Origin of the sequence: Paraburkholderia caffeinitolerans (assembly GCF_902859945.1) — a bacterium.
Classification (GTDB): Bacteria; Pseudomonadota; Gammaproteobacteria; order Burkholderiales; family Burkholderiaceae; genus Paraburkholderia; species Paraburkholderia caffeinitolerans.
The window spans coordinates 287585-311746 of the sequence record NZ_CADIKL010000001.1 but is presented as its reverse complement, the minus strand read 5'-3'; the positions used below and the strand labels follow the sequence as shown (position 1 = coordinate 311746).

Genomic DNA, 24162 nt, shown 5'->3' with positions numbered 1-24162 from the left:
TTCGTTTCTTCCTCTGCGTGCTCTTTAGAAATAACCTTGCTTCTTGCGCTGTTCCATCGCGGCTTCCGACGCCTGGTCGTCCATGCGCGTCGCGCCGCGTTCCGTGATTTCGGTCACGGCCGTCTCGGCGATGATCTTCTCGACGTTGTCGGCATCGCTTTCCACCGGGCACGTGCAGCTGATGTCGCCCACCGTGCGGAAACGCACCTGCGCCATCTCGCTGACTTCGCCTTCCTTCATCGGCGTGAGCGGCGTGACCGGCACGAGCAGGCCGTTGCGGCGCACGATCTCGCGCTGGTGCGCGTAGTAGATCGACGGCAGTTCGAGGTTTTCACGCTCGATGTATTGCCACACGTCCAGCTCGGTCCAGTTCGAGATCGGGAACACGCGCAGGTGCTCGCCCTTGTGCAGGCGCGCGTTGTAGAGGCTCCAGAGTTCGGGGCGCTGCGCCTTCGGGTCCCACTGGCCGAATTCGTCGCGGAACGAGAAGATGCGCTCCTTCGCGCGGGCCTTCTCTTCGTCGCGGCGCGCGCCGCCGATCATCGCCGTGTAGCCGTATTGGTCGATGGTTTCGAGCAGCGTGACGGCTTGGGCGGCGTTGCGCGAATCGGTTTCGCGGCGCAGACGCACCGTGCCCTTCTTGATCGAATCTTCGACGTGGCCCACCACGAGTTCAGCGCCGATTTCGGCAGCGCGGCGATCGCGGAAGTCGATCACCTCTTCGTAGTTGTGGCCCGTGTCGATGTGCACGAGCGGGAACGGCAGCGAGGTCTTGCGGTTCGCGCCGAGGCCGAAGGCCTTGAGCGCGAGCGCCAGCACGACCACCGAGTCCTTGCCGCCCGAGAACAGCAGCGCGGGCTTGCTGCACTCGGCAACGAGTTCGCGCAGGATGTGGATCGACTCGGCTTCGAGCCAGTCGAGATGGTCCATGCGGTTCGCCGTGACCTGGAGCGGTGCGTTCACTGCGGAATCGAGCGTCGTGCTCATGTTCGGATCCTTCGTCTAGGCGCCCCGTTGGTGGGGCGAGGTGCTCTGTGTTCGACTTCGCGCCGCCTTGGCATGCGTTTGCATGCGGCGCGACAACCTTCAAATCTAGTTCGCCTGGCCGGCGGCCGGCGCTTGCACAACCGGAATCGCGAAAACCGACGTGATGTGCAGCCCGCATTCCTTCGTGTCGCGCGACTCCCACCACCAGCGGCCCGCCCGGCTGTCTTCGCCCGGACGCACGGCCCGCGTACAGGGCTCGCAGCCGATGCTCGGGTAGCCGCGTGCGTGCAGCGGGTTCACCGGCACATCGAAAGCGCGCAGATACGCCCACACTTCGGCTTCGGTCCAGTCCGCGAGCGGATTGAACTTGGCGATGCCGCGTGAGCCGTCCTGCTCTTCCTCGTGCAGCTCGGTCCGCGTGACCGACTGCTCGCGACGCTGGCCCGTGACCCAGGCCGAAACGTCGGAGAGCGCGCGGTTCAGCGGCTCGACCTTGCGGATCTCGCAGCAGCGCTTGCGCAGATCGACGCTTTCGTAAAACGCATTCAGGCCGTGCTGCGCGACGTATTCATCGACAGCATCCTGTTGCGGATGGAACTGCTCGATCTCGTAGCTGTAGCGCTCGCGCACGCTGTCGATCATGCCGAGCGTTTCCGCGTGCAGGCGGCCCGTGTTCAGCGAGAAGACGCCGATCTTCACACCGCGCGAGAGGATCGCGTGGGTGAGCAGCATGTCTTCGGCTGCGAGGCTGCTCGCGAGCTTCACGTTGGCGTGACGCGCGGCGATCGAATCGAGCAGCGCGTCGAGGCGCTCGATCTTCGCCTGCAGTTCCGTCGTGACTTCGTTGGCTGAAGTGTCGACTGCGGTGCTCATGCTGCGGCGCCCTGTTGTGCTTGCTGGGCGAGGCGGCGGCGGAACAGCGGCGACGGCTCGTCGAACGCGCCCTGGTACTGCACCGTGAACTCCGTGAACGCGTTGAGCGCGTCGTTGAGGTCCTTGTCGGCGCGCAGCGCGTACGCATCGAAGCCGCAGCGCTCGTAGAAGCGCAGCTGGTCGCGCAGCACGTCGCCGATCGCGCGCAGCTCGCCCTTGTAGCCAAAACGCTCGCGCAACAGACGCGCGATCGAATAGCCGCGGCCGTCGCGGAACACCGGGAAGTCCACGCCGATCAGCGCGATCTTCTCGAAGTCGCCGGCGATGTCGGCCGGTTCGCTGTCCGGCGCGAGCCACACGCCGAGTTCGTCCTTGCCGCGCGAAGCGACGAGCGCGTCGCGCCCGGCTTGCCACAGCGCGAGCGGCACCAGCACCTTGCCGGCGGGCAGCGCAGCAACTTCCGGCAGCGCGCCGTCTTCGGCAGCGCGCACGACTTGCCAGTTGTCTTCAACGATCTCGCGATTTTTGATGATCAATGCCATTGCTCTTACTCTCGTGTCTCGTTGCGTTCAGGCGTGGGCCGGCTGGCGCGATGCGTACACGCGCTCCTTGAAGGGCGCGATGCCGATGCGGTCGTACGTGTCGATGAAGCGCTCGCCGTCGATGCGCAGTTCGACGAACGTGTCGATCACCTTTTGCACGACGTCGGGCATCTCTTCAGCCGAGAACGACGGGCCGATCACGCGGCCAAGGCGCGCGCCGTTGGCGCCGTTGCCCTGCTCGCCGCCGAGCGACACCTGGTACCACTCCGAGCCGTCTTTATCCACGCCCAGCACGCCGATATTGCCGACGTGGTGGTGACCGCACGAATTCATGCAGCCCGAGATGTTGAACGACAGGTCGCCCAAGTCGTAGACGAAATCGAGGTTGTCGAAGCGCTCCTGGATCGCGAGTGCGATGGGGATCGACTTCGCATTCGCGAGCGAGCAGAAGTCGCCGCCCGGGCACGCGATGATGTCGGTCAGCAAGCCGATGTTCGCCGTGGCGAAGCCTTGTGCCTTCGCCTTTTCCCACAGCGCGTAGAGGTCGCGCTTCTTGACGTCGGCGAGGATCAGGTTCTGCTCGTGCGAGACGCGGATCTGGCCGAACGAGTACTCGTCTGCCCAGTCGGCCACGGCTTCCATCTGCGCATCGGTGGCGTCGCCCGGCGCGATGTTGCGCGGCTTGAGCGAGATCGTGACCGATGCATAGCCCGGCACGCGGTGCGGACGCACGTTGCGCTCGACCCAGCGCGCGAACGCACGGCTGTCCAGCAGATGCTTCTCGTACGACGCATCGGTGTCGGCGATCTTTTCGTAGGTCGGCGGCACAAAGTGCTGCGAGACGCGATCGAGCTCTTCCTGCGTGAGCGTCGAGGGGCCGTCCTTCAGGTGCTGCCACTCCTCTTCCACCTGCGCGGCGAACTTCGCCGGCGAGAGCGCCTTCACGAGAATCTTGATGCGCGCCTTGTAGAGGTTGTCGCGGCGGCCGTAGCGGTTGTACACGCGCAGCACGGCTTCGCAGTAGGTCAGCAGATGCTGCCACGGCAGGTCGCGCTTGATGATCGCGCCGATGATCGGCGTGCGGCCGAGACCGCCACCCGCGAGAATGCTCGCGACCACTTCGCCCTGCTCGTTGCGTTCGAGGTAGACGCCCAGGTCGTGGATCTGCACAGCGGCGCGGTCTTCCTTCGAGCCGGACACGGCGATCTTGAACTTGCGCGGCAGCCATGCGAACTCGGGGTGGAACGTCGACCACTGGCGCATGATCTCGGCCCACGGGCGCGGATCGACGACTTCGTCGGGCGCGACGCCCGCGAACTGGTCAGCGGTGATGTTGCGAATGCAGTTGCCCGAGGTCTGGATGCCGTGCATCTGCACCGAGGCGAGCTTGCGCAGGATCTCCGGCGTTTCTTCGAGCTTGATCCAGTTGTACTGGATGTTCGAGCGCGTCGAAAAGTGGCCGTAGCCGCGGTCGTGCTCACGCGCGATCTGGCCGAGCATGCGCAGCTGGTCGCTGCGCAGGTTGCCGTAAGGAATCGCGATGCGGTGCATGTACGCGTGGCGCTGGTAGTACAGGCCGTTCTGCAGGCGCAGCGGGCGGAATTCTTCCTCGCTCAATTCGCCCGAGAGGCGCCGGCGAACCTGGTCGCTGTATTGCGCGACGCGTTCGTCAACGATGGTCTGGTCGTACTGATCGTATTGGTACATTCGGGGACCCCAGGGTTGTTCATTCGCAGCGTTCCGGTTACGCCGCGCGCTCCGATTCGATTCGACCGTCTTGATCTGGCTTCCGGACAGCGCGTTTGCAGTGCACCGTTCCTTTGCTAATGACCAAAACAGATATCCATATTGGAAAACTTGGAGGAATGGTAATAAACTCGCCTTATATTTCAAACGATCTAAAAATCAGCTTGATATGCCAACGGGTTATATATGAACCTCCACCAGTTCCGCTTCGTGCGCGAGGCCGTGCGCCAGAATTTCAACCTCACGGAAGCGGCCAAGGCCCTGTATACAAGCCAGCCGGGCGTCTCGAAGGCCATCATCGAGCTGGAGGATGAACTCGGGGTCGAAATCTTTACGCGCCATGGCAAGCGCGTGCGCTCGCTCACGGAGCCGGGGCGCATCATCCTCGCCTCTGTAGAGCGCATCCTGCAGGAGGTGGAGAGTCTCAAGCGCGTGGGCAAGGACTACGCCGCGCAGGACCAGGGCAACCTGACCATCGCCGCCACCCACACTCAGGCGCGCTATTCGCTGCCGGCGGCCATCGCCGAATTCAAGCGGCGCTTCCCGAAGGTGCACCTTTCGATTCTGCAAGGCAGCCCGACCCAGGTGGCGGAGATGGTGCTGCACGACCAGGCCGACCTTTGCATCGCGACCGAAGCCATTTCCGGCTACAAGGAACTGGTGTCGCTGCCCTGCTTCACCTGGCACCACGTGGCGATGATGTTGCCCGACCACCCGCTGCTCGAACGCAAGCCGCTCTCGCTCGACGATCTGGCCCAATTTCCGCTGATCACTTACGACAATGCGTTCGCGGGCCGCACCAAGATCAACGACGCGTTCCGCCTGCGCGGCCTCTCGCCCGACATCGTGCTCGAAGCCATCGACGCGGACGTGATCAAGACCTATGTGGAACTGGGTCTGGGCGTGGGCATCATGGCCGACATCGCGTTCAATGCCGAACGCGACCGCCATCTGCGCGCGGTGCCGGTGGGCCATCTGTTCGGCAGCAACGTGACGCGCGTGGCGCTCAAACAAGGCGCGTATCTGCGCAGCTATGTCTACACGCTGGTGGAGCTGCTCTCGCCGAGCCTGAACCGCAAGCTGATCGAGCAGGCGCTCAAGGGCGAGCACGAGACTTACGAGCTGTAACGGCGCGCGGGCGCCGGAAGAAATAACGACGCAACAACACTACAACAACACCTCTCGCTTCATATCCTCCTGGAGACCCATCGCATGAAGCTGCAATCGCGCCTGAGTTCGTTCCTGAGTTTGTCGCCTCTGGTCTCGCTGCGCCCGTTCGCGGCAGCCGCCGCGCTTGCCACGGCCGCGTTCGCTCCCGCCGCGCACGCCGACCTCAAGGTCGGCATCGATCTGTCGAGCACCGGCCCGGCCGCGGCCATCGGCATCACGAGCAAGAACGCCATGCTGATGTGGCCCCCCGAGATCGCGGGCCAGAAGACCGACTACATTGTGCTCGACGACGGCTCCGACCCCGGCGCGGCGGTGCGCAACATCCGCAAGCTCATCAACGAGGATCACGTGGACGTGATTGTCGGGCCGAACATCACGCCGGCGGCGCTCGCCGCGCTCGCCCCCGTGGCCGAAGCCAAAACGCCGATGATCACGCTGGTGGGATCGGGCTCGGTGGTCGAGCCGCAGCAAGGCGCGCGCGTGTGGGCCTTCAAGATGGCGCAAACCGACGCCGCCATGGCCGACGTGATGACGCGCTACATGGCCGCGCATGGCGTGAAGACCGTGGGCTTCATCGGCTTTGCCGACAGCTACGGCGACAGCTGGCTCAACGAGTTCACGAAGTTCGCGAAGGACCGCAACATCCAGATCGTGGCGACCGAGCGCTTTAACCGCACCGACGCGAGCGTAACGGGCCAGATCCTCAAGCTGATGGCCGCGAAGCCCGACGCCGTGCTGATTGCGGGCGCCGGCACGCCCACAGTGCTGCCGCAGCGCACGCTGGTCGAGCGCGGCTACAAGGGCGCGATCTATCAGACCCACGGCATCGCCACGCCCGAATTCATCAAGCTTGGCGGCAAGGACGTGGAAGGCACGCTGTTCCCGACGCAGCCCGTGGTGGTCGCGCGCACGCTGCCGGCGGACCACCCGGCGCACAAGGCCGCGCTCGCGTTCGTCGACGCTTATGAAGCGAAATACGGCCCGGGCACGGTCACGCAGTTCGCGGGCGACGCGGCCGGCGTCTACCCGCGCCTCCAGGATGCGGTGACGCGCGCGCTCAAGACCGCGCAGCCCGGCACCGAGGCATTTCGCGTGGCGCTGCGCCGGGAGCTCGAAGGCGCCCACGAACTGGTCGTGCCCAACGGTGTGGTCAACACCAGCGAGAAGGACCACGTGGGCCTCGACCAGCGCGCGAGCGTGATGGGCACGATACGCGGCGGCAAGTTCGTGTATCTCGCGCAGTAATGCGGGTTGCTGGCTGGCTCACTAGCCGGCCAGCAGTCGGCCAGCGCGAGCGGCGACCATTCGAGCTTCAAGTCTTGCTCTTGCGGGCGTGCGTGAGGCGGGGTGGCACGCCGCGAGGCGCTCGCGAACCCTCGCCTTCTACCGCCGGCCCGGATGCCTTACCCACAGCGGCCGCGCGCCGCCGCGCGAAATGCGCCTCCACGTCGTCTGCATCGATGTCCGGCTGCGGATCTTCCAGCGCCTCGCGCACCTTCGCGCGGAACCATGCATCGTGCGTGGCCGGATCGACCGCGAAGTCGAAAGGCAAAGCGCCTTCATTCGCGACGCGTGTCAGCAGGATGCGCACCGCGTCCGAAACGGTGAGCCCCATTTTTTCGAGCACCGCCGATGCGCGCTCCTTGAGCGCCGGGTCGATGCGGACCTGTACCAATGCGCTTGCGCTCATCCCCCAACTCCTTCGCGTGATGTTCGAAGCCGCATCGTAATTCATTTGTATTACACAAGACATACCGTTCCTTTGAAGCGGGTTAAACACGCTTCGAGTTTCGCTGTCCGGCGCAATGCCCTCAATTCATCCGAATGGCCAAGCGGGCCTCGCCACGAGTTCGAGCCAGGACAAATACTGATCCGCTTGCGCATTTCCAGCGCCGCCCGCAAGGCGCGGCGCGAAAGCCCTTTGGTACAATCTCGCGGTTGCCTGGCACCGTTTTTCAGCGTGTGAGCTGGTTGTCCGAGGCCTGGCTGTTTGCACAGAACCCGAACCATAACGCCGAGTCACCATGAACATCGAACAAGCGCGTTTCAACATGATCGAACAGCAGATTCGCCCCTGGGATGTGCTCGACCAGGACGTCCTGAACCTGCTTTCGATCGTCAAGCGAGAACATTTCGTCCCCGCGGCCTATGTCGATCTCGCGTTCGCCGACCTCGAACTGCCTCTGCCCAACGGCCAGCACATGATGGCGCCGCGCGTCGAAGCGCGCGTGCTGCAGGAGGTCGCGTTGAAAAAGCACGAGAGCGTGCTGGAGATCGGCGCGGGTTCGGGCTACATGGCGGCGCTGCTCGCGCATCGCGCGCAAAAGGTGCTAACCGTGGAGATCGACACGGAGCTCGCCGAGTTCGCACGCGCCAACTTCGTGAAGAACGGCGTGCTGAACGCCGAAGTCGCGCAGGGCGACGGCTCGCGCGGCTGGGCCGCGAATGCGCCCTACGATGTGATCTGCGTCTCGGGCGGCCTGCCGGTCGTGCCGCAGGAATTGCTCGAACAACTGAAGGTGGGCGGGCGTCTGGCTGTTTTCGTCGGCGACGCGCCGGTCATGGAGGCGCAGATCATCACGCGCATGGACGAGAAGCAATACCGCATCGCAACCGTGTTCGAAACCTACGTCGAGCCGCTCGAAAATGCGGCGCAGCCCTCGCGCTTCAAGTTTTAACCCCCGGTTTTAGTCGCGGGTTTTAGTCCCTGGTATTCCCGGCGGGCCGCACAAGCGGCTCGTCCTATTTCTACGACCGAGTCTCACATGCAGAATCTGACCGCCCCCGCCCTCGCCGAATGGCTCGCCGACACCTCGCGCAGCGCCCCCGTGCTTCTCGACGTGCGCGAGCCGTGGGAAATCCAGACCGCCAGCATCGCCGGCAGCGTCTCGATCCCGATGGCCCAGATTCCGGCCCGCAGCGAAGAACTGGACGACGAAGCGCAAATCGTCTGCGTCTGCCACCACGGCGCGCGCAGCGCCCAGGTCGCGATGTTCCTCGAGTCGCGCGGCTTCACGAAGGTGTTCAACCTGCAAGGCGGCATCGACGCATGGTCGCGCCAGGTCGACCCGAAGGTTCCCACCTACTGATCAGCCACTGATCGCGCAAGGCATGGCCGGCGCGAGATGCGTGGCCCTGCGCCGCCTTGGGCGTCACGTCATCGCCCGCACCCGCCCCACATTGTCAGCATGTCGCTTCACGAAGATCTCGCCGCGCCCGCCAGCCCCGCCTCGCGCAACACAACTCACCACGAATGGGCCGCGAAACTCGAACTCGGCTTCGAGCTTCGCGGCGAGCGCACGACGCTCGCGCACCGGCTGCACACGGGACCGTTGCGCGTGCAACGGCCGCTCTATCCCGAAGGCGATGCGATCTGCCACGCGGTGATCGTGCATCCGCCGGCGGGCATCGCGGGCGGCGACCGGCTCGACATCGACGTGAAGGTCGGCGACGGCGCCCACGCCGTGCTCACCACGCCGGGCGCCACCAAGTGGTACAAGTCCAACGGCCGCGTGGCGCGCCAGCGCATCAAGCTGCGCGTGGGCGACAACGCCAGGCTCGACTGGCTGCCGCAGAACAATCTCGTCTTCGATCACGCGCACGCCGAACTCGACTTCTCGCTCACGCTCGCCGAAAGCGCGACGGCCATCGGCTGGGATGCGGTGCAACTCGGCCGCCAGGCGGCTGGCGAACGCTGGTCGGCAGGCATGCTGCGCTCGCTCACCCGGGTCGTGCGCGCCGCCTCACCCGGCGCGGACGAACAACTCCTCTGGTTCGAGCGCGCCCTGATGGACGCCGCCGACCCGCTGCGCGACGCGCCGCAAGGTCTCGCGGGCTATCCGGCATTCGGCGTGCTGTGGGCCGTTGGCCCGGCCTGCAATGAGGCGCTCGCGCAAGACCTCGCGGCGACACTCCCCTTCGACGACGCCCTGCGCGCCGGCGCAACCTGCGTCGCGCCAGGCGTGCTGCTGGTGCGCATCATTGCGCGCTCGATGGAGCCGCTGCAGCAAACCCTCGCGCAATGCTGGACACAGTTGCGCCCGATCGTGCACGGTGTAACGGCCGCACCGCTGCGCCTCTGGACGACCTGAACCCGTCCGACCCCCTCTCACGCACCATATCGGCGCGCACATGCGCCATCGAAGCGCATCGATGCTTCCGCAAGGTGCCCACGTTCCGCGCGACGGTGCATTCGGCCTCCCCTTCATTGGCATGCACCTTGCGTGATGCCTGCGTCGCCATGTCCGCGCGATTCCCGGCAACTGCAAGCTGCACGTAACCTCGCTCCCGTAAGCTGACGCCGCACGATCGTGCCGGCCGATGGTTGGCCGACGGTTAGCCAACTCACAAAAAACGATGAAGCTCACGCCACGCGAGAAAGACAAGCTCCTGATCTTCACCGCTGCGCTGCTCGCCGAACGGCGTCGCGCACGCGGTCTCAAGCTCAACTATCCGGAAGCGGTCGCCTTCATCAGCGCCGCGCTGATGGAAGCCGCCCGCGACGGCAAGACCGTCGCCGAGGTCATGCACTACGGCACCACGCTGCTCACGCGCGACGATGTGATGGAAGGCGTGCCCGAGATGATCCCCGACATTCAGGTCGAGGCCACCTTCCCCGACGGCACGAAGCTCGTGACCGTCCACCATCCGATTCCCTGAGAGTGCCGCCCATGATCCCCGGCGAAATGCTGATCGACGACGGCGAAATCGAGCTCAACGCGGGCCGCACAACCGTGACCGTGACCGTCGCGAACACCGGCGACCGCCCCGTTCAGGTCGGTTCGCACTATCACTTCTACGAAGTCAACGAAGCGCTCTCGTTCGAGCGCGAAGCCGCGCGCGGTTTTCGCCTGAACATTGCGGCGGGCACCGCCGTGCGCTTCGAGCCTGGCCAGGAGCGCACCGTCGAACTGGTCGCGTTCGCGGGCGAGCGCGCCGTCTACGGCTTCAACGGCAAGGTGATGGGTCCGCTCTGAGCAGCGCCTTGCCCGCCTCCGAATTCATCAGGATTCCGATATGACACTGAAGATCGGCCGCCGCGCCTACGCGGAAATGTTCGGCCCCACGACCGGCGACCGCGTGCGTCTCGCCGACACCGCCCTGCTAATCGAAATCGAACGCGACTACACGGTCTACGGCGACGAGGTGAAGTTCGGCGGCGGCAAGGTGATTCGCGACGGCATGGGCCAGTCGCAGCGACTCGCGGCCGAAGTGGCCGACACGGTCGTCACCAACGCCGTGATCGTCGACCACTGGGGCATCGTGAAAGCCGACATCGGCATCAAGGACGGTCGTGTCTGGCGCATCGGCAAGGCCGGCAACCCCGACGTGCAACCGGGCGTGACGATCCCCATCGGCGCCTCGACGGAAGTGATCGCCGGCGAAGGCCAGATTGTGACGGCGGGCGGCATCGACACGCACATTCACTTCATCAGCCCGCAACAGATCGACGAGGCGCTCGCCTCGGGCGTCACGACGATGATCGGCGGCGGCACCGGCCCCGCCACCGGCACCAACGCCACGACCTGCACGCCGGGCCCGTGGCACATGGAGCGCATGCTGCAGGCCGCCGACGGCTGGCCGATCAACCTCGGCTTTCTCGGCAAGGGCAACGTAAGCCTGCCCAAGCCCGCCGAAGAACAGATCGCGGCGGGCGCGATCGGCCTGAAGCTGCACGAGGACTGGGGCTCGACGCCCGCGGCCATCGACAACTGCCTGACCGTGGCCGACGCGACCGACACCCAGGTGGCTATTCACACCGACACGCTCAACGAGGGTGGCTTCGTCGAAGCGACGGTGAACGCGTTCAAGGGCCGCACGATCCACACGTACCACACCGAAGGCGCGGGCGGCGGCCACGCGCCCGACATCATCAAGGTGTGCGGCGAGGCCAACGTGTTGCCCTCGTCGACCAATCCCACGCGCCCGTACACGATCAACACGCTCGACGAGCACCTCGACATGCTGATGGTGTGCCATCACCTCGACCCGTCGATTGCCGAGGACATCGCGTTCGCCGAGTCGCGCATCCGCCGCGAGACCATTGCTGCCGAGGACATCCTGCACGACCTCGGCGCGCTCTCGATGCTTTCTTCGGATTCCCAGGCAATGGGCCGCGTGGGCGAGGTCATCATCCGCACGTGGCAGACCGCGCACAAGATGAAAGTGCAGCGCGGCGCGCTACCTGAAGACAATGCTCGAAACGATAACTTCCGCGTAAAGCGCTATGTCGCGAAGTACACGATCAACCCGGCGCTCACGCATGGCATCGCGCACGAACTCGGCTCGGTCGAGCCAGGCAAGTGGGCCGACCTGGTGTTCTGGGACCCCGCGTTCTTCGGCGTCAAACCGGCGATGATCCTCAAAGGCGGCATGATCGCGATGGCGCAGATGGGCGACCCGAACGCGTCGATTCCCACGCCGCAGCCGGTGCATTATCGCGAGATGTTCGGCACGCGCGGGCGCGCGCTCACGCAGACCTCGCTCACGTTCGTCTCGCAGCTTGCGCTCGATCGCGGCATGCCCGAGCGCTACGGCCTGCAAAAGCGCATAGTGGCGGTACGCAATTGCCGCAACGTCACGAAAGCGGACATGATCCACAACGCGTGGCGGCCTTCGATCAGCGTCGATCCCGAAACCTATCAGGTGATCGCCGATGGCCAGTTGCTGACCTGCGAGCCTGCCACGGTGCTGCCGATGGCGCAGCGCTATTTCCTGTTCTGAAGCCTGAAACGATAAGCCGACATGCGCACGATAGACAAACGACTCAGCGCCAAGCTCGCGCCCGTGCTGATCCAGCGCGCGCCCACGCTCACCCTGGCGTACGACGCGCGTTGCAAGAGCCGCTTCGCGGCCACGCTCGATTCGGGCGAGGAAGTGGGCGTGGTGCTGCCGCGCGGCACCGTGCTGCGCGACGGCGACATGCTGGTTGCCGACGATGGCGGCCTCGTGCGCGTGATCGCCGCGCCGCAAAGCGTGCTGCTCGTGCGCGCGCCCGAGCGCCTCACGCTCACGCGCGCCGCGTATCACCTCGGCAACCGCCATACGCCCGTGGAAGTGGGCATCGACGAACTCAAGCTCGAGGCCGACCCGGTGCTCGAAGACATGCTCAAGCGCCTCGGCGCGCAGGTCGAGCGCGCAGAGTTGCCGTTCCAGCCCGAAGCCGGCGCTTATGGCGGCGGTCATCGTCATGGCCACGACGAAACCTTTGCTGAAGATTACGCGCTCGCGCAAAGCGTGTTCGACGAACATCACGGGCATGCGCATAACCACGGGCATGCACGCTCTCACGACCATGGCGACCACGCGCACGACGCGGACTGCGGCCACGATCACGGTCATTGCGACGGCCACGCGCACGACCACAGCCATGAACATCGCTGAACTCACCGCGCTGCTGCATCTCGCTTCGCCGGCGCTGCCGATCGGCGCGTTCAGCTATTCGCAGGGGCTCGAAGCAGCCATCGACGCCGGGCTCGTCGCCAACGCCGATGACGCCGCGCACTGGATCGCGGGCGGCCTCGCGAACGTGCTCGCGCCAGGCGAGCTGCCGTTCATCGCGCATCAGCTCGAACGCTGGCGCACGCACGACGCCCACGCGCTGATCGAAGCGAACGAGGAATTCGTCGCGAGCCGCGAATCGGCGGAGTTGCGCCGTGAGACGTCGCAAATGGGCTGGTCGCTGCGCCAGCTTTGCGCCCAGCTCGAATGGGGCGACGCCGCGCGCCGCGAGACGCTCGAATGCATGACGCCCATCGCGCAGCCCACCGCGTTTGCATTCGCGGCCTTCGCGCACGACGCCTCCGCCGACGCCACGCTTGCGGCCTATGCGTTCAGCTGGGTCGAAAACCAGGTTGCCGCCGCGCTCAAGGCGGTGCCGCTCGGGCAAGTCGCGGGGCAACGCATCGTGGTCGCGCTACGGCCGGCCATCGAAAGCGCAGTCGCGCGCGCGCGCGCCACACCGCCTGATTCGCTCAACACCTTCGCGCCGCAGCTCGGCATTCTTTCCGCGAGACACGAATCGCAGTACTCGCGGCTGTTCCGTTCCTAGTTTTGTATCGCACGAACCATGAATTCGCACTCCAAACGCACGAAGAAGCTGCCGCCGCTGCGCGTCGGCGTAGGCGGCCCGGTGGGCTCCGGCAAAACCACGCTGCTCGAAATGCTCTGCAAGGCGATGCGCGAGCGCTACGACCTCGTCGCCATCACCAACGACATCTACACGAAGGAAGATCAGCGCCTGCTGACGGTAGCGGGCGCCCTGCCCGCCGAGCGCATCATGGGCGTGGAGACGGGCGGCTGCCCGCACACGGCGATCCGCGAAGATGCGTCGATCAACCTCGAAGCCGTCGACCAGATGCTCACGCGTTTTCCCGACGCGGACATCGTCTTTATCGAGTCGGGCGGCGACAACCTGGCGGCCACCTTCAGCCCCGAGCTTTCGGACCTCACGATCTACGTGATCGATGTGGCGGGCGGCGAGAAGATTCCGCGCAAGGGCGGCCCGGGCATCACGAAGTCGGACCTGCTCGTCATCAACAAGACCGATCTCGCGCCGTTCGTGGGCGCGAATCTCGACGTGATGGCCTCGGATGCGAAGAAAATGCGCGGCGAGCGGCCGTTCGTGATGTGCAACCTGAAAGCGCTCGAAGGCCTCGATCAGGTGATCGCGTTTATTGAAAAGCAGGGACTGCTGACGAGTTGAACCTCTTGAGCAAACGCGGGCGGACGCGCTAACCGCTTCCGCGCGCAGCAAGCTCAGAGATCGAGCGACGCCGATGCGTGCTCGGGCAACAGCGTCGCGAGCACATCGACCGTGCGCGCAGTGGCGCCGCGATGGCGCGCCGCGAACGCCGCGGCCGCGGCGGCCATGGACACGCGGCGTGGCTTGTCGTTGAAGAGCTCGCGCAGCGTGCGCGCGAGATCGGCGGGATCCTGGACCTGCAACGCAGCGCCGGCCGCCACGGCATCGGCGGTGGCCTGGGTGAAGTTGAACACGTGCGGACCGATCAGCACGGGCACGCCCACCGCGCACGCCTCGATCAGATTCTGGCCGCCCAGCGGCAAAAGACTCCCGCCGATGAACGCGAGATCGGCGGCGGCGTAGTACGCGCCCATCTCGCCCATCGAATCGCCGAGCAGCACGTTCACGTCCTGCGGCAACGCGCGCACGCCTTCATGCGGCGCGGCGGAGCCCACGTTCGAGGCAGTCGGCGTCGGGGTTGGAGCCCACCGCGAACGACGCTCCAGCTTGAGATTTTTGCGCGCGACAAGCTCGGCCACCTCGTCGAAGCGCTGCGGATGGCGCGGCACGAGAATCAGCAATGCGTCTTCCACCGCATTTTCCCCGTTAAGCGCCGCGAACGCCTGCAGCACCAATTCCTCTTCGCCTTCGCGCGTGCTCGCCGCCACCCACACGGGCCGCGCGCCGATCGCGCGGCGCCAGTCGCGCCCGCGCGCCACCACCGCGGCAGGGCTCGCCATATCGAACTTCAGATTGCCGAGCACGCTCACGTTGCGTGCGCCCAGCGCGCTCAGGCGCTCGGCATCCGATGGGCTTTGCGCGAGCACACGCGTAAAGCCGCCAAACACCTCGCGCGCATGCGCGCCGAACTTCGCCGCGCGCTTGAACGAGCGCGCGGACATGCGCGCGTTCGTGAGCACGAGCGGCACGTCGGCGTGCTTGCATTCGTCGATGAGCGTCGGCCACACCTCGGTCTCCATCACGAGACCGAGCGACGGACGCCATGCACGCAGAAAGCGCCGCACGGCATGCGGCATGTCGTACGGCACATAGCAGCGCAGCACGCGATTGCCGAACAGTTGCTCGCCCGCCGCGCGCCCGCCGGGCGTCATGTGCGTGAGCAGGATGCGCGCGTCAGGACGCGCCGCCAGCAGCGCGTCGACAAGCGGCTGCGCCGCGCGCGTCTCGCCCACGGATACCGCATGCACCCAGATGAGCGGCGCGTCGTCCTCGGGCACGCGCCCGATGCCAAAACCGAAACGCTCGCCGATATGCTCGCGATAGCCGCGCTCGCGCCGCGAGCGAATGAAAAGACGCAGCACCGCGAGCGGCGCAATCAGCCACCAGACCGTGCGATAAACGGCCCTCAGCATCGGGCCTCCGCGACGCAAGACGCCATGCGCGCCATCGGATAGATCGTACCCGCGATGAGATTCAAGCCCGGCTTCAAACGAGCTCCTTGCCCTTGATGCGCTGAAGAATGCCGAGCGGCGCCCACTCCGGGTGCACCATGTCTTTCGCGGGCAGGAAGAAGGTCTGCTCCATCATGAACTGGCCGGACATGACCGCATGCGACGCGTGGTCGGAGAAGCACACCCACACGCAGCCCGGCGGAAAGTTGATGGTCTCCTGCGGAGCCGTCTTCTGATAGTCGAGATCGGCCTTCATGCTGTCGTGCAGATTGAGCATCAGATGGTCGTACTCGCTGCGCGGCGACTTGGTGATGTGCAGCAGGTTCTGCAGCCAGGCCGAGCCCGGCATCTGCGGCTTGATGTTCGGCAGGAAGCGCCGCGCCATGTCCTCGAACGGCTCGCCCACGCGCCACACGCGCGGCGTGCCGTTGGGGTTCACGTTGGTGAACACGCGCAGGATGCGCTCGCCATAGTTCGGCCGCGACGGAAACGCGTCCACGTGCAGGCGCGAATCGTCCTTGCGCCACGAGGTCTGGCGCGTTTCCACCTGATGCAGGCGCAGGCTCGTGGGCGCGACCCGCAGCTTGCCGGTGTACTCGGGAAAGAGTCCGTCGACGAGCGTGCGCGCGCAGGTCTGATAGCGCGCGACCATCGCGCGCACCGCCGACTGCGTGACCATGTCGCCCAGCACGCCGCGCAGCGCGCCGCCGTTCGGGTCGAGACTGATGTTCTTGCGCTTGGGATCGGCGATCGCCGGATCGAGCAACGCGCGCTCACCGCCTTCGACCGGAAACTCGAGCTTCGGGAAGTACAGGACCTTGCCCTGCTCGACGGCATCGAGCAGCGTCTCGCGCGGCTGCGAAAGATATTGGCCGTGCCAGTCGGCGGAAGTGATTTCGATGATCTGGGATTCGTTCATGGTCGCCCCTGGAAGCGATGGATCGGGTTGCCCGGCGGGATGCCGGGCGCCGACCCTTATACCGCGCACGCCGCGTGGCGCGCCTTGACGTGCCTTAATGCGACCTGATGCGACTTAACGTGACCTAATGTGACCTAATGTGACTTCAGGCGCCGCGGCCTGATCAGAGCAGACCGAAGCCCGCCAGCGTGCCCTTCACCTGCGCGAGCGTGGGCGGCTGCCCCGCCGTGCCGAGATTGACGACCTTCGGCGACCAATAGCCGCCGGTGCGCCAGGCGGTCGCGAAATTGTACAACTCGACCGTCGGGCGCTTGAGCGCCGCCGCAATATGCACGAGGCCGGTGTCCACGCCCACGGTGGCCGCCGCGCCGTCGATCAAGCCGACCACGGCCGGCAGCGAGAGCCTGGGCGGCACGATGGCCGCCTCGCCGAACTCGCGCGCGAGGCGCTCGCTCGTCGCGCGCTCGGCCTCGCTGCCCCACGGCAGCACGATCGACGCGCCGCGGCGCACAAGCGCCTGGCCCAGCTCGATCCAGTGCGAATCGGGCCACTGCTTGTCGGCGCGCGAGGTCGCGTGCACGAACACCACATAGGGCACCGGCAGATTCAGGCCGACCGCCGCGAGCGCCTGCGCCGCGCGGTAGGTGTCCAGTCCGAAATCGATGTCGTCGGTGGGCTGCGGCGGCGGCAGCTCCAGTGCGCCCGCAACCAGTTGGCGCGTGCGCTCGACTACGTGCGTGCGCGGCTCGATGCGGATGGAGCGCTTGTAGAACAGGCGCACCGGCCATTCGTAGCCCGCGCCGTCGGTGCGATTGCCGAGGCCGACGAGCGGCCCGCGCGCCCAGCTCGCCACCCAGGCGGTCTTGATGAGCCCCTGGCAGTCGATCACGAGGTCGTACTTCTCGGCCGCGAGCGCGCGGCGGAACGCGCCGATCTCGCGCCAGTTGGCCGCCGAGAAGAGCCCCTTGCGCCAGCGGCGCAGCGAAAACGGAATCGCGCGGCGCACGCCGTGCACGAGCTCGACGAGCGACTGGAAGCTTTCTTCGACGAGCCAGTCGATTTGCGCGTGGGGATACCGCCGCCGGATATCGGCGATGGCGGGCATATTGTGGACGACGTCGCCAAGCGACGACACGCGCACGATGAGGATCTTTTGCACGCTCAAGGCAGAAATAGACGGACAGGTTAATAAAAGGTCCGCAATTTTAGCGCGCCGCACGAAGTTAAGCGAAAAAGCGCGAAGAAAGTGCGGATATGGGCGCGGGAGTCCGCACCCTGACAGCCCGTGCCGAAAACAACGCGGCGCCGCGCGGGAGTACCGCGCGGCGCCGCTTGGGCTCTGAATTTGCGCGTCAGCGCAGAATCAGGCGGACGTTAAAGAGATCAAACGTCAGCGAAGTGCCGAAGCTTTAGAACGGCAGCTTCGCATCCGGCTTTTCAGCCAGAATCACGCGCTTGAAATCGGCCTGGATGCGTGCGAGCGCCACATCGTTGTCGGCTTCGAAACGCATGACCACGACCGGCGTGGTATTCGACGAGCGCGCGAGGCCGAAGCCATCCGGATATTCCACGCGCAGGCCGTCGATCGTGATGACGTCGTCGGCGCCCGTGAACTTCGCGTTTTGCTGGAGCTTCGCGATCAGCGCGAAGTTCTCGCCCTCTTCGAGCTTGAGCTGCAGCTCCGGCGTCGAGTGCGAATTCGGCAGGTCATTGAGCAGCTTGCTCGGGTCAGCCACGCGCGTCAGGATCTCGAGCAGGCGCGCGCCCGTGTACAGGCCGTCGTCGAAACCGTACCAGCGGTCCTTGAAGAACACGTGGCCGCTCATTTCGCCCGCCAGCGGCGCGCCGGTTTCGCGCAGCTTCGCCTTCACGAGCGAGTGGCCCGTCTTCCACATGAGCGGCTCGCCGCCCTTCGCCTTCACCCACTTCGCGAGATTGCGCGTGCACTTCACGTCGTAAATGATCTGCTTGCCCGGATTGCGCGAGAGCACTTCCTCGGCGAACAGCATGAGCTGGCGATCCGGATAGATGATCTCGCCGTCCTTCGTGACTACGCCGAGGCGGTCGCCGTCGCCGTCGAACGCGAAGCCCACTTCGGCATCGGTTTCCTTGAGCGCGCGAATCACGTCCTGAAGGTTCTCGGGGTGCGCCGGGTCCGGATGGTGATTCGGGAAGGTACCGTCGACTTCCGTAAAGAGCTCGACCAGTTCGCAGCCGAGCGCCTTGAACAGGCGCGGCGCGAGCGCGCCGGCCACGCCGTTGCCGGTATCCACGACGATCTTCATCGGGCGCGCGAGCTTCACGTCGCCCACGATGCGCGCGATGTATTCATCGGCGATGTCGTAGTCGGCATAGGTGCCCGAGCCCGACTCAAAACGCTTGTCGACGATGCGCTGATACAGCGCCTGGATCTGCTCGCCGTAGATGGCCTTGCCGCGCAGGACCATCTTGAAGCCGTTGTAGTCGGGCGGATTGTGGCTGCCCGTGACCACGATGCACGAGTCGATGCTGCGCTCGCCCGAAGCGAGCTTGAGCGGCACGCTGGCCGCGAAATAGCCGACCGGGGTGGGCACCATGCCCACGTTGACGACGTCCACGCCCGCGGCGCGCAGGCCATCGGCAAGCGCCGCCGAGAGATCAGGCCCCGAAAGACGGCCATCGCGTGCAATCACGACCGCGTCGCCGCCCTGCGCACGGACTTCGCTGCCGAACGCCTGACCGATCGCGCGTGCGGTATCGGTGTCGAGCGTCTTGCCGATAACGCCGCGAATGTCATAGGCCTTGAAAATCGATTGAGAAATCATGGTGAGGCTCACAGTGCGATAGAAAGTCGGGGTGTATTCGTAACACGGTTCACCTAGTTGGCGAGACCAGGGTTACGAAAAGTCGGAATCGTTACAACTATAATTGCGGTTTTCCGGCGTCGGCCGTTGGTCACTCGTTGGTTACTCGTTGGTCACTTATTCGCTACGCATCGGCTACCCGCTGCGGCTACTCGCTGGTTACGCACCTATTTTAATGCCTCGCTGTTTCCTCCAGACGACAAAAGCCACGCTGGCCCCGGCGGACCCGGCCCCATGCCCGGGCGTGCAGCGCGCCTACCGCGCCACAGGTGCTTCCCCACGATGCTGAGCTTCAAACGCTACGCGAACCCCGACGTCATGCGCGCGGTCGCCAACATCGTGTGGCTCGGCCTCGAGCGCGTCACGCAGATCGCCGTGGCCATCGTCATCAGCGGCGTGCTCGCGCGCTATTTCGGGCCGGACGTGTTCGGCAAGTGGCAGTACGCCAACACGCTGCTGCTCGTGCTCGCGCCCATCACCTGGGTCTGCGGCGCCGAAATTCTCGTGCCGACCATCGTGAACAAACCTCGCGAGGAACTGGGCACGGTGCTTGGGAGCGCCTTCGCGCTGCGCATCGGCGTCTCGGCGGCTGCGCTGCTCGTCACCTGGGGCGGCATCGCGCTGGGTGTGACCGATCCGCTCGTGGGCGCAATGCTCGCCGGGCTCGCCGTCACCATGCTGTTTCGCGAGCCGTTCGTCGGCGTGATCAACGCGTGGCTGCAGAGCATGACGTACAGCAAGCCGCAGTTGCTCGCGAGCATGAGCACCGCCGTGGTCAAGGCGCTGCTCGTGTTCCTGCTCGCGCGCGCGGCCTTCGCGCCCGCCAGCTTCGGCTGGCTCTGGGCGCTCGAATCGGCGGCCATCGGCGCGGCGCTCATGCTCTACTACCGGCGCCAGCACGGTGGCAAGCTCGGCTGGCACGTGGACCGCGCACTCCTCAAGCATTTCGCGACCGCGGGCACCGTGTTCTGGCTCGGGCTCATCTGCATGTACCTGTTCCTGAAGCTCGACCGGCTCATGCTCGAGCGCACCATCTCGTTCGCCGACCTCGGCCGCTACTCGGCCGCGCAGCAGCTCAACGAAAACTGGATCACGCTCGCGCTCATGCTCTCGCAGACGATCGCGCCCGCCTTCGTCTATCGCGTGCAGCAGACCGCGCAACTGCGCCGCAACCTCGTGCGCCTCTTCGCCATGACGGCCGCGCTGATGGTTGCGGGCGCAATCGTGCTCGACGCGCTCGCGGGCTTCATCATCGGCCATGTGTTCGGACCGGATTATGCGGAGGCGATCGGCATTTTCCGCTGGGCCGTGTGGCTTTCTCTGCCAGCCGGGATCGAGGCGATCGGCAATCTCGTCGTGCTCAAATATCAGGCGAAGTTCGTGCTGCTCGCCAAATGGCTGCTCGCGCTCGCGGTGGCATTCGCCGTGAACCTCGTGGCGATCCCGCGCCTCGGCGCCTACGGCGCGCTGGTAGGGCTCGCGTGCGGCTATCTTGCGGCGGCCTGCGTGAACTTCTATTACATCCGCTTCAAATTGGCCTCATGACGAACTTCCCCGCTGCCGCGCCCGCCGACGCACGCATCGGCGCACTCGCCGACGTGGCCGTGCTGATGCCCGCCTTCAATGGTCAGGCCGACGTCGAGCGCACGCTCGCCTCGTTCGAGGAAGATGCGCCGGTCTACGCGCTCATCGTCGACGACGGCAGCACGCCGCCGATCGTCACGCCCAGCGTGCCGGGCATGCGGATCGAGATGCTGCGCATGGCGCAAAACGGCGGGATCGAGCGGGCGCTCGAAGCGGGTGTGCAAGCGCTTGCGGCACGTGGATTTCGCTACGCGGCGCGCATCGATTCGGGCGACCTCGCCGCGCCACAGCGCCTTGCGAAGCAGCGCGCGCGAATGGAAGCGGAGCCGCGGCTCGCCGCGCTCGGCACGTGGACGCAAGTGGTGAACCGCGCCGGCGCACCGCTCTTCATGCTGCGCCCCGCCGCCGACGCGCGCACGCTGCGCCGCACGCGCATGCTGCGCTCGCCGCTCGTGCATCCTTCAGTGATGCTAAGAATTGACGCGGTGTTGGCAGTGGGAAATTATCGCGTGCAGTATCCGGCGGCTGAGGATCTCGATCTGTTCTTGCGTCTGATGGAGCGTTATGACTGCGCGAATCTGCCTGAACTCGGGCTTTACTACGAGCTCAATGAAGGCGGCATCAGCGCGACGAAGCGGCGGCGGCAGATTACCTCCACGCTGCGTTTGCAGGCGCGGTATCTGAACGTGCTGAACTGGCGTGACTGGGCGGGGATCGGGAAGAGTCTGCTGCACTTCGTGACGCCGTATGGCGCGTTGCAGCGGATGAAGCGGGCGTTGTTCGCGCGGGGAACGTGAGAAGGACGCCGCGCGATGCGTCTGTGGCCGGAATTCGTCCAACGCACAGCGCTCGCGCGACGTATTTCATGACCACGCCAGCGCCCAATCGTGACGCCGGCGCATGCCCCGCGGTCGATCAGGCCGGAGCGCCAGGCAGGCCCGGGTAATACGCGCCGGCAACCATGCCGCCGTCGACTGCTAGCTCCGTGCCGTTGCAGTACGACGCCTCGTCGCTCGCGAGAAATAGCGTTGCGCGCGCAACCTCTTCCGGAAGCCCGACACGTTGTAGCGGCACGTTCGTGTAATGCTTGTTGATCTCGTCTAACGGCGCCCCCGTCGGGTTAGTCATGGCCGTATTCACGCCTCCCGGATGAACCGAATTGACACGCACGCCTTGATGCCCGAGTTCTAGAGCAGCGACCTTGGTGAGCCCGCGCACGCCCCATTTGCTCGCCACGTAGCCCGCTAGCGCGTTGACGCCGCGCAGCCCGTCCACCGACGAAATATTCACGATCGAACCCGCGCCTTGCGCCTTCATGAGCGGCGCGATCGTACGGATACCGACGAACGTGCCCACCAGATTGATCGACAGAATGCGCTCGAAATCCTGCTTCGACCACTCCGTGATACCAGCGAACTTCAACACTGCGGCGTTGTTCACTAGCACGTCGACACGTCCGAATACTTCGACCGTGAACGCCGCTACACGCTCCCAATTTGCCTCGTCCGTCACGTCAAGACGTATGAAGCGCGCCGCGTCGCCCAGTTCGCGGGCCAATGCCTGCCCTTCCTCTTCAAGCACGTCCGCAATCACGACGCGCGCGCCTTCGTCCACGAACAACCGGCAAGTCGCGGCGCCCATACCGCGCGCGCCTCCAGTCACAATGGCAATTTTTCCAGCCAGTCGAGCCATTTCGCGCATTCCTCCTTCAATAACGTGGCGCAAGCCGCCACCTGCTGTTCACCCAGGCCACGCCGCCAGCAAGCGCACGCCGTCAACCCCAAAAAGCCTGGCCGCCATCGAGCGGCAGCGTCGCGCCGGTCAGATAGCCGGCGTCCGCGCTCGCGAGCAGCACGACCGCCCGCCCGATATCGCGCTCGCAGTCGCCGATGCGTCGGAGCGGAATCGTCTTGAAGAACTCGGCGGCCTCTTGCGGATGCGTGTCCACCCATCCCTGCAGGCCCGGCGACAAGGCATGCGGCGCCACCGCGTTCACGCGGATCCCGTCCACACCCCATTCGCAGGCCGCCGCGCGCGTCAACGAACGTATCGCCTCCTTGGTCGCCGCATACGCGCCATAACCGGAAGCGTCCCAACGCACCGCCGCGGACGACGCGAAATTCACGATCACGCCGTCGCCCTTTAGCCAGGGATAGCAAGCCCGCATCATGCGCAAGGTCGCGAGCGGCCCCGAATCGAAGCCCGCCACAAAGGCTTCGTCGCTCACGTCGAGCAAGCGCCCCAGCGGTACGACTTGCGCGTTATTGACCAGAATCTGCACGCCACCGAGGCGCGCCACGACCGCCTCCACACAGCGCGAAATCTGTGCGCCGTCCATCACGTCGCAGACGAACGGTTCGGCCACGCCGCCCCGATGACGAATGGTTTCGCAGGACGCGAGCAGCTTGTCCAATGTGCGGCCGACCACGGCAATCTTCGCGCCTTCGCGGGCCAACGCGAACGCCACGCCTTGACCGACGCCCTGCCCCGCGCCGGTGACCAGCGCGACCTTATTATTAAGCAGTCCCATTCATCCTTCCTGTTCGAAAACAGCTGGCCCGGGCAACGACGTGCTTACGCGATATCGAGTGGGCGCGGATTCACCGGCATGGCTTTCGCGAACTTGTCGACGCTCACTTTCTTCGCGCCGTACGTACTCGCTTTTTCAATTCCGGATGCTTGAGCGCTACGGTACAGGCGCCGATGCGCAAGCCCATCGTCCAATCGGACGATGTACCGGACCGGAGTTGCACCGAAGGCGGCAGATTGCCTTATGCCACGCCCCGATCGCGCGGGCTGGGCCGCTCAGTCGATTGAAGTGCCAGAACAGCGGCCGCACGAACGCGCCTGGCCTAATCGCAGGCGTCCGGCACTCACTGCGACTTCACCTCCGCAGTCGCACCGGCAAACCCACAAACCATCGCCGGCGTACCGCTCGGTCGTCAACTGGCCGAACACCTCGCCGCCCCGCAGCGCAGGGGAGCCTGGTCGGGACCGCCATACACGACGCTGCTCACGACAGCCGCAATCCCGCGTTCGGCCGCCTTCCACCGCATCCAGCCCGGCAGTCACATGGTCGCCACAGCGACATCGCCAAAGCCACACGCCAGCGCCGCGATATTGAAGTGCGACAAGATCGCCAAAGGTGCGCCCCGTGACATCGCGACTTGGCGGAAAGGGCCATGGGGGTGGCAATGGAGGATGGATACGTTGGTTCACGGAAGCTAAACGGGTGCGCATCCCGCTCTCAAGGGCAACCGCCGACTTCGATTCGCGGGCGCGCGACTTGCCAACAATGCAGCGGACTGGGGTTTCATCAGATGATTAAGGAGTGCCTGTCTGC

Annotated in this window: 23 protein-coding genes and 1 pseudogene; 13 read left to right on the top strand and 11 right to left on the bottom strand. The window is 65.5% G+C overall.

What is annotated here, in order from left to right:
• Positions 1-24: 24 nt before the first annotated feature.
• From cysD to HV773_RS01315, 4 genes are all read right to left on the bottom strand, one after another.
• Positions 25-987, bottom strand: a complete 963-nt coding sequence (gene cysD, locus HV773_RS01330) for a sulfate adenylyltransferase subunit CysD (protein WP_129561420.1) — start codon at positions 985-987, stop codon at positions 25-27.
• Between the two features lie 105 nt (positions 988-1092).
• Positions 1093-1860, bottom strand: a complete 768-nt coding sequence (locus HV773_RS01325; protein WP_129561419.1) for a phosphoadenylyl-sulfate reductase — start codon at positions 1858-1860, stop codon at positions 1093-1095.
• Positions 1857-2402 (bottom strand): DUF934 domain-containing protein, encoded by a 546-nt coding sequence (locus tag HV773_RS01320; protein WP_129561418.1) that lies wholly within the window; start codon positions 2400-2402, stop codon positions 1857-1859. The genes HV773_RS01325 and HV773_RS01320 overlap by 4 nt, the downstream gene beginning before the upstream one ends.
• 27 nt (positions 2403-2429) lie before the next feature.
• Positions 2430-4109 (bottom strand): nitrite/sulfite reductase, encoded by a 1680-nt coding sequence (locus tag HV773_RS01315; protein WP_129561417.1) that lies wholly within the window; start codon positions 4107-4109, stop codon positions 2430-2432.
• Between the two features lie 225 nt (positions 4110-4334).
• Between HV773_RS01315 and HV773_RS01310 the strand changes: the two genes are divergently transcribed.
• Both HV773_RS01310 and HV773_RS01305 read left to right on the top strand, forming a co-directional pair.
• On the top strand, positions 4335-5276 hold the full coding sequence (locus tag HV773_RS01310) for a CysB family HTH-type transcriptional regulator (protein WP_035527474.1): 942 nt from the start codon (positions 4335-4337) through the stop codon (positions 5274-5276).
• 84 nt (positions 5277-5360) lie between these two features.
• Positions 5361-6563, top strand: a complete 1203-nt coding sequence (locus HV773_RS01305) for an ABC transporter substrate-binding protein (RefSeq protein ID WP_129561416.1) — start codon at positions 5361-5363, stop codon at positions 6561-6563.
• A gap of 154 nt (positions 6564-6717) precedes the next feature.
• Here HV773_RS01305 and HV773_RS37355 read toward each other — a convergent pair.
• A pseudogene (locus HV773_RS37355) lies at positions 6718-7008 on the bottom strand (type II toxin-antitoxin system RelB/DinJ family antitoxin); the annotation flags it as partial.
• A 334-nt stretch (positions 7009-7342) separates the two neighbouring features.
• Here HV773_RS37355 and HV773_RS01295 point away from each other — a divergent pair.
• The 9 genes from HV773_RS01295 to ureG all read left to right on the top strand — a co-directional run bounded on the left by HV773_RS01295 (position 7343) and on the right by ureG (position 14022).
• Positions 7343-7996: a protein-L-isoaspartate O-methyltransferase family protein gene (locus HV773_RS01295; RefSeq protein WP_129561414.1), complete on the top strand. Its 654-nt coding sequence runs from the start codon at positions 7343-7345 to the stop codon at positions 7994-7996.
• An 87-nt stretch (positions 7997-8083) separates the two neighbouring features.
• Complete coding sequence (locus tag HV773_RS01290; protein WP_129561413.1) at positions 8084-8407, top strand: rhodanese-like domain-containing protein; 324 nt, start codon at positions 8084-8086, stop codon at positions 8405-8407.
• A gap of 99 nt (positions 8408-8506) precedes the next feature.
• Positions 8507-9409 (top strand): urease accessory protein UreD, encoded by a 903-nt coding sequence (locus HV773_RS01285; RefSeq protein ID WP_129561412.1) that lies wholly within the window; start codon positions 8507-8509, stop codon positions 9407-9409.
• Positions 9410-9674: 265 nt separating this feature from the next.
• Entirely contained in the window at positions 9675-9977 is a 303-nt protein-coding gene (gene ureA, locus HV773_RS01280; RefSeq protein ID WP_017773123.1) for an urease subunit gamma, read from the top strand.
• 11 nt (positions 9978-9988) lie between these two features.
• A complete protein-coding gene (locus HV773_RS01275) occupies positions 9989-10294 on the top strand; it encodes an urease subunit beta (RefSeq protein WP_129561411.1) in 306 nt (101 codons plus the stop codon).
• Positions 10295-10334: 40 nt separating this feature from the next.
• A complete protein-coding gene (ureC, locus tag HV773_RS01270) occupies positions 10335-12041 on the top strand; it encodes an urease subunit alpha (RefSeq protein WP_129561410.1) in 1707 nt (568 codons plus the stop codon).
• A 21-nt stretch (positions 12042-12062) separates the two neighbouring features.
• Positions 12063-12701 carry an urease accessory protein UreE gene (ureE, locus tag HV773_RS01265; RefSeq protein ID WP_129561409.1) on the top strand — a complete coding sequence of 213 codons (639 nt, stop codon included), beginning with the start codon at positions 12063-12065 and terminating at the stop codon, positions 12699-12701.
• Complete coding sequence (locus tag HV773_RS01260) at positions 12688-13368, top strand: urease accessory protein UreF (protein WP_175194145.1); 681 nt, start codon at positions 12688-12690, stop codon at positions 13366-13368. The genes ureE and HV773_RS01260 overlap by 14 nt, the downstream gene beginning before the upstream one ends.
• A gap of 18 nt (positions 13369-13386) precedes the next feature.
• Entirely contained in the window at positions 13387-14022 is a 636-nt protein-coding gene (gene ureG / locus HV773_RS01255; RefSeq protein WP_129561407.1) for an urease accessory protein UreG, read from the top strand.
• Between the two features lie 53 nt (positions 14023-14075).
• On the opposite strand, the gene waaA is transcribed toward ureG, so the two are convergent.
• The 4 genes from waaA to HV773_RS01235 form a co-directional block, all read right to left on the bottom strand.
• Positions 14076-15434 carry a lipid IV(A) 3-deoxy-D-manno-octulosonic acid transferase gene (waaA, locus tag HV773_RS01250; protein ID WP_175194143.1) on the bottom strand — a complete coding sequence of 453 codons (1359 nt, stop codon included), beginning with the start codon at positions 15432-15434 and terminating at the stop codon, positions 14076-14078.
• Between the two features lie 73 nt (positions 15435-15507).
• Positions 15508-16392, bottom strand: coding sequence for a Kdo hydroxylase KdoO (gene kdoO / locus HV773_RS01245; RefSeq protein WP_129561405.1), 885 nt, complete (start codon positions 16390-16392; stop codon positions 15508-15510).
• A 163-nt stretch (positions 16393-16555) separates the two neighbouring features.
• Positions 16556-17557: a lipopolysaccharide heptosyltransferase I gene (gene waaC / locus HV773_RS01240; RefSeq protein ID WP_175194142.1), complete on the bottom strand. Its 1002-nt coding sequence runs from the start codon at positions 17555-17557 to the stop codon at positions 16556-16558.
• Positions 17558-17801: 244 nt separating this feature from the next.
• Positions 17802-19196 (bottom strand): phosphomannomutase/phosphoglucomutase, encoded by a 1395-nt coding sequence (locus tag HV773_RS01235; protein ID WP_129561403.1) that lies wholly within the window; start codon positions 19194-19196, stop codon positions 17802-17804.
• 321 nt (positions 19197-19517) lie between these two features.
• On the opposite strand from HV773_RS01235, the gene HV773_RS01230 reads away from it, so the two are divergent.
• Positions 19518-20780 (top strand): oligosaccharide flippase family protein, encoded by a 1263-nt coding sequence (locus tag HV773_RS01230; RefSeq protein WP_129561402.1) that lies wholly within the window; start codon positions 19518-19520, stop codon positions 20778-20780.
• Positions 20777-21616 carry a glycosyltransferase gene (locus tag HV773_RS01225; RefSeq protein ID WP_175194140.1) on the top strand — a complete coding sequence of 280 codons (840 nt, stop codon included), beginning with the start codon at positions 20777-20779 and terminating at the stop codon, positions 21614-21616. Before HV773_RS01230 ends, HV773_RS01225 begins: the two co-directional genes overlap by 4 nt.
• Positions 21617-21734: 118 nt before the next feature.
• On the opposite strand, the gene HV773_RS01220 is transcribed toward HV773_RS01225, so the two are convergent.
• Both HV773_RS01220 and HV773_RS01215 read right to left on the bottom strand, forming a co-directional pair.
• Positions 21735-22511, bottom strand: a complete 777-nt coding sequence (locus HV773_RS01220) for a glucose 1-dehydrogenase (protein WP_175194138.1) — start codon at positions 22509-22511, stop codon at positions 21735-21737.
• Positions 22512-22593: 82 nt separating this feature from the next.
• Positions 22594-23349 carry an SDR family NAD(P)-dependent oxidoreductase gene (locus HV773_RS01215; RefSeq protein WP_175194136.1) on the bottom strand — a complete coding sequence of 252 codons (756 nt, stop codon included), beginning with the start codon at positions 23347-23349 and terminating at the stop codon, positions 22594-22596.
• Between the last annotated feature and the right edge of the window lie 813 nt (positions 23350-24162).